Source organism: Oceanivirga salmonicida (genome assembly GCF_001517915.1).
Classification (GTDB): domain Bacteria; phylum Fusobacteriota; class Fusobacteriia; order Fusobacteriales; family Leptotrichiaceae; genus Oceanivirga; species Oceanivirga salmonicida.
In genome coordinates this window covers 1-5,275 of the sequence record NZ_LOQI01000088.1, presented here as the reverse complement: position 1 = coordinate 5,275, position 5,275 = coordinate 1, and the positions used below count along the sequence as shown (strand labels likewise).

The window sequence follows — 5,275 nt, the reverse complement described above, 5'->3', positions numbered from 1 at the left end:
AACAACTTTTGAATCATATTGTGCACCTACACCACCCAAAGATCTTTTCTCCGCTTCTGGTATACCTAATCTATCAAAAGTATTTTTAATATATGATGGGACATCATCCCAAGTGTCTGCCATATGTTTAGCATTTGGTTCTAAATAATTTATTATTTCTTCCATATCTAAATCACTTAAATCTGCACTCCAATCTGGCATAGGCATAGAATTAAATTCTTTTAAAGCCTTTAATCTAATTTCTAACATCCATTCTGGTTCTTCTTTTTTATCTGATATTTTTTTTATTATTTTTTCATTTAATCCCTTACCTGTTGTATAGCCTGCATCTACTTCGTCTTTTATATCATAGACTCCTCTTTCGATGTCAGCAACATAGGTTCTTCTTCTTTCTTCTTCCACATTAACTCCTTATTTTTTGAATGTTTCAAAACCATTTTTTTCTATAAATTCTATTAATTCTTTACCACCAGTTTTTTTAATTTTACCGTCAACTAAAATATGAACTACATCAGGTTGTAAGTATTCTAATACTTTATTATAGTGTGTTATTATTAACATAGATGACTCACTATTTTTTAAAGATCTAATCCCTTCAAATACAGTTTTAGTAGCATCTCTATCTAATCCTGAGTCAGTTTCATCTAATATGGCTATCTTAGGTTCTAATACAGCCATTTGTAATATTTCATTTTTTTTCTTTTCTCCACCTGAATATCCTACATTTAAATGTCTTTCACAATATGATGGATCAATATTTAGTTTTTTCATAGTCTGAACCAAATATTTATGAAATCTTGTAAAATATTGTTTCTCTCCTGTAACTGCCTCTTTAGCTGATCTTAAAAAATCCTCTAATGTAAGTCCAGGTATTTCTTCTGGGTATTGAAATGATAAAAATATTCCCGCTCTTGCTCTTTTATCAACACTTAACTCATTTATATTTTCACCATCAAGTATAATATCACCATCTGTTACTTCATAATTAGGATGCCCTACTAATACTGATGCTAATGTAGATTTACCTGCACCATTAGGTCCCATAATTACATGAATTTCACCTTTATTTATTTTTAAATCAATTCCTTTTAGAATTTCTTTATCTTCTACTCTTGCATGTATGTTTTTAATATTTAATAATTCCATATCTACTCCTTTATTTTTTTATATACTTTAATTATACTCAAGTTAGAATTTAAAGTCAAAAAAAAGATGATATTAATAACAATTTTAAATTATAAAGTAGACTTTAAATTTGATTCAGATTATGAAAAAATTTTCTTTAATAATGTCACAAAAAATCATAATTTAAGAATTATAAAAAAAAAATTATATTTAAATCTTAAAAATATATAAGAATATTCTATTTTAAAATTAGGCAACACATATTATAATCATGGTATAAAATAAGAAAGGAAGTATAATTATGAAAAGAGCACTATTAATTACAAGCGCCTTAATCGCAACCATGTCATTTTCAAATTTTAATATTAAGGCTAATGCTGAATATAATAATCAAATTTTAAAAAATAATAATTCCAATATAATATTGGGAGGATTGGAGTTAGAATATATAAAACCAGTATATAATATAAATGATAATATATCACTAATTATTTCTGGTGGTTTAGATGCTAAATTTGGATATGGTGTTACTAATGATTTACGTGAATTATATACTGAGCCAACTTTAAATAAATTAATTGAAGTTGAGAAAAACAAAGATAGAATAAGCAGAATTGAAAATCTTATAAATGACTTTAAAAAAAGAATCAGTAATAATCCACAAGATAATGAATCAAGAAATAATTTAATTTTAGCTAATTCTACTCTTGAAAATGCAAAAAAAGATTTAGAAAAAACTAAAATTTCTCTAGATGAAGCTATTGAAAATGATGAAAACATAAAAAAATATAAAAATAAAGCAAAAGAAAATCTTTTTAAAGTAGCAATTACACCTTATATAACTTCGCAAATTCAATATAGTGTAAATAAAAATACCAATTTAAGAACAGGTATTAAAGTTGGTATAGGTTATGAAGGAACTTTCTTTAGTGGTGTAGAAAGAGATGAAAAAATAGATGTTGCTAAATTAAATAAGACATATATTAAAGATAGTGATAGATTTAATTATACAGTTGAAAAGAAAAAATTTGAAATTAAAAAATCTCAAACTTCAGCGTTAATAGTTCCAATAACTGGTCTATTAGGTTTTGATTATAAAAGATTAACAACTAATTTAGAAATTGGTGGAAAATATATATATAATAAAAATTCTGAACTTAAACACCAATTTGCACCATTAGTAGGTTTAAATTTAGGTTACTCATTCTAATTAGTAAAAATATAAATTTTTTTTAAGTGTTTGTAAAATATTCATAAATAAATTATATTAATCTTTAAAATATACACAAAAATGAGAAAATTAGATTAATTTATGAAAAAGTGTAATAAAGATTAAAAGTACAAAAAAATCACAAAAATATGATGAAAATTATAAGGGAATTACTCTATTTTTAGAAATAATTCCCTTTTATTATATTAAAATCCATTTTAAGATTTTAAGGTGCAAAATATAATTTTTACTGCATTTTCATTAACGATTTATTTTTTTAGCCTATAATATTTTATTCTTTATTTGCATTTTCTATTATTTTAACTGCTATTTCTTCTGGTACTTCTTCATATGAAATTAATTTCATTTCAAACTTACCTCTACCTTGTGTCATAGATTTTAAATCGTTTATATATTTAAATGTTTCAGCCATAGGAGCATGTGCAGTTATTAGTTGATTTTTATTTTGTATTTCCATACCTAATACCTTACCACGCTTTTTACTTATGTCTCCCATTATATCTCCAACATATTCTTCTGGAACTATTATTTGTAATTCCATTATTGGTTCTAATAACACAGGTTTTGCTTCTTTCATACCTTTTTTGAATGCAATTCCAGCTGCTATTTTAAACGCCATTTCAGATGAATCAACATCGTGATATGAACCATCATATAAAAGTGCATTTATTCCTGTAACAGGGTAACCCGCTAATACTCCTTCTTTCATTGCCTCAATTAAACCTTTTTCAACAGCAGGTATATATGATTTAGGAACTACTCCTCCAACTATTTTTTCTTCAAATACAAAATGTTCATCTGAATGACTGAATTTTATTTTAACATCTCCATATTGCCCATGTCCACCTGATTGTTTTTTATGTTTTCCTTGAACGTCAGAAGTTGCTTTTATTGTTTCTTTATATGGAACTTTTAATTCAGTTGTTACAACTTTAACACCGTATTTTTTTTCTAATTTTCTTATCATAGTTTGTGCATGAATTTCACCTTGTACACCTAATACAGTTTGTCCAGTTTCAGTATCTCTTCTCCAATAGAATGAAGAATCTTCATCTTTTAATTTATGAAGTGCATTAGAAATTTTTTCTTCATCACCCCTATTTACTGCTTCAATAGCAACCATCATTTGTTCTTTAGGGAAATTAATAGTTGGAATTTCACTAGTTTTTGGATTTAAACTTAAAGTATCTGAATTTTTAGTATATTCTAATTTAGAAAATACAACTATATCTCCTACAACTGCTTTTTGTAATTCTATTAATGTTTCATGCTCCCAAGTATAAATTTTACCAATTCTTTCTTTTTCATTTCTATTTATATTATATACTTCTGTTTCAGGTTTTATTTCGCCTGATACTACTTTACAATATGATAATTTACCTAAAAATGGATCAATAACTGTTTTGAATACTTGTGCTGTAAAATCTTTAACTTCACTATGTATTTTTACATTATCTTTTGGAGATGGCATATATTCTCTTATTATATCAAATGTAGTATGTAAACCTATATTTTTTAAACTTGAACCACAAATTACTGGAACTAAACTACCATCTAATACACCTTTTCTCAAACCATGATGTAATTCTTCTGTTGTAAACTCTTCGCCTGAAAAATATTTTTCCATAAGTTCTTCTGATGTTTCTGCAACTGCTTCAAATAACATATTTCTAATTTCACTAACGTCAATACCATCTGGCATTTTAGCATTTACACATTCTTTACCATTATATTCTCTTGCATATAAATCAACTACATTAATATGACCTTTAAAAGTTTCAGCTTTTCCCCATGGTAAATGGAAAGGTGCTATTCTTTTACCAAAACAATCTTTTAATTGCATTAAAACTTTTTCATAATTTGCTTTATCACTATCTATTTTATTGATAAATATTACCCTTGGTAATTTTCTAGAATCTGCAATTTCCATACTAATTCTAGTTCCAACTGATAAATCTGTTGTAGAATCAACAATTATTACTGCAGCTGCCGCAGCTGCAAGTCCTGATTCTAATTCCCCAGAAAAATCTCCATAACCTGGAACATCTAAAAAATTATATTTCATATTTTGATATTCAATAGCATTCAAAGTTACTGAATTTGTCATTTTAAATTCATCACTAGGATTTGATATCTTATTTGTCAAACCTACTGTATATTCTAGTGATTCTAGAAAATTACTTTTACCTGCTCCTGTATCACCCAATATGGCAATATTTCTAATGCTTTTAATGTCGTATACTCTCATATCTTCCCTCCAAAGTTTTTATTACTACTATTTTAACTTGTTTTTTAAATTAGTCAAAAAAAGAGTGCATTTTTTTTGGGCAATTGTTAAAAATTTTATGTAAACTTTCTCATCATCTCTTTTAGATACTAAAAATAAAGAAAAAATAAGGAGATAAATAATTATAATTAGAGAAAAATTAAATTTAGTATATTTTAATGTAAATATTTCTATATTTGATAAATTTTTCATTAGTATTCTTATTAAATCTAAATATTCACTAGTTAAAATTTTTAAAATTTCTATTCTAAATATTATTGTTAAAAGACTTAAATAAATAAAAACAGTAAATATCGGTATAAATATTAAATTTATTAAAAACATTGCTAAATTTACACTTCCAAACACATAAAAAATTAGTGGCAGACATACAAGTTCTATTATTATATTTTTTATTATTATATTATACTGTTTGGTGCAAATGATAGTGTAAGTTACTAAATATGTTAAAATATATGAAATATTTAATATCTGATATGGATTTATAATAGGGTTTATACCATCAATTACAAGGGCATATATATATTAATAATTATACTTAGTTTATCAAAAATTCTAAATGAAAAAGTTAATAGCAAAAAATCTTTTTACATAGCCTTATTAAGTACTTTAATTATAAATCCATATCAGAT

At 25.1% G+C, this 5,275-nt stretch carries 4 protein-coding genes and 1 pseudogene; 1 reads left to right on the top strand and 4 read right to left on the bottom strand.

Features of this window, described 5'->3' with window-relative positions; genetic code table 11:
* Both AWT72_RS07930 and sufC read right to left on the bottom strand, forming a co-directional pair.
* Positions 1 to 402, bottom strand: a pseudogene (locus AWT72_RS07930) (Fe-S cluster assembly protein SufB); the annotation flags it as partial.
* Positions 403 to 411: 9 nt separating this feature from the next.
* Complete coding sequence (gene sufC, locus AWT72_RS07925; RefSeq protein WP_067143374.1) at positions 412 to 1,146, bottom strand: Fe-S cluster assembly ATPase SufC; 735 nt, start codon at positions 1,144 to 1,146, stop codon at positions 412 to 414.
* A 280-nt stretch (positions 1,147 to 1,426) separates the two neighbouring features.
* Between sufC and AWT72_RS07920 the strand changes: the two genes are divergently transcribed.
* The gene (locus AWT72_RS07920) at positions 1,427 to 2,335 is read left to right on the top strand and encodes a hypothetical protein (RefSeq protein WP_067143371.1); all 909 of its coding nucleotides are present in this window, start codon (positions 1,427 to 1,429) and stop codon (positions 2,333 to 2,335) included.
* A gap of 292 nt (positions 2,336 to 2,627) precedes the next feature.
* Here the strand turns inward: AWT72_RS07920 and AWT72_RS07915 are convergent, their stop codons facing one another.
* Positions 2,628 to 4,604 carry an elongation factor G gene (locus AWT72_RS07915; RefSeq protein ID WP_067143368.1) on the bottom strand — a complete coding sequence of 659 codons (1,977 nt, stop codon included), beginning with the start codon at positions 4,602 to 4,604 and terminating at the stop codon, positions 2,628 to 2,630.
* Between the two features lie 27 nt (positions 4,605 to 4,631).
* Positions 4,632 to 5,129 carry a ComEC/Rec2 family competence protein gene (locus AWT72_RS10135; protein ID WP_371440141.1) on the bottom strand — a complete coding sequence of 166 codons (498 nt, stop codon included), beginning with the start codon at positions 5,127 to 5,129 and terminating at the stop codon, positions 4,632 to 4,634.
* Positions 5,130 to 5,275: the final 146 nt, after the last annotated feature.

What these genes read in the sequence shown, in the direction of transcription:
- AWT72_RS07920 (WP_067143371.1), top strand. Translation starts at nt 1,427, where the DNA reads ATGAAAAGAGCACTATTAATTACAAGCGCCTTAATCGCAACCATGTCA.
- AWT72_RS07915 (WP_067143368.1), bottom strand. Translation starts at nt 4,604, where the DNA reads ATGAGAGTATACGACATTAAAAGCATTAGAAATATTGCCATATTGGGT.
- sufC (WP_067143374.1), bottom strand. Translation starts at nt 1,146, where the DNA reads ATGGAATTATTAAATATTAAAAACATACATGCAAGAGTAGAAGATAAA.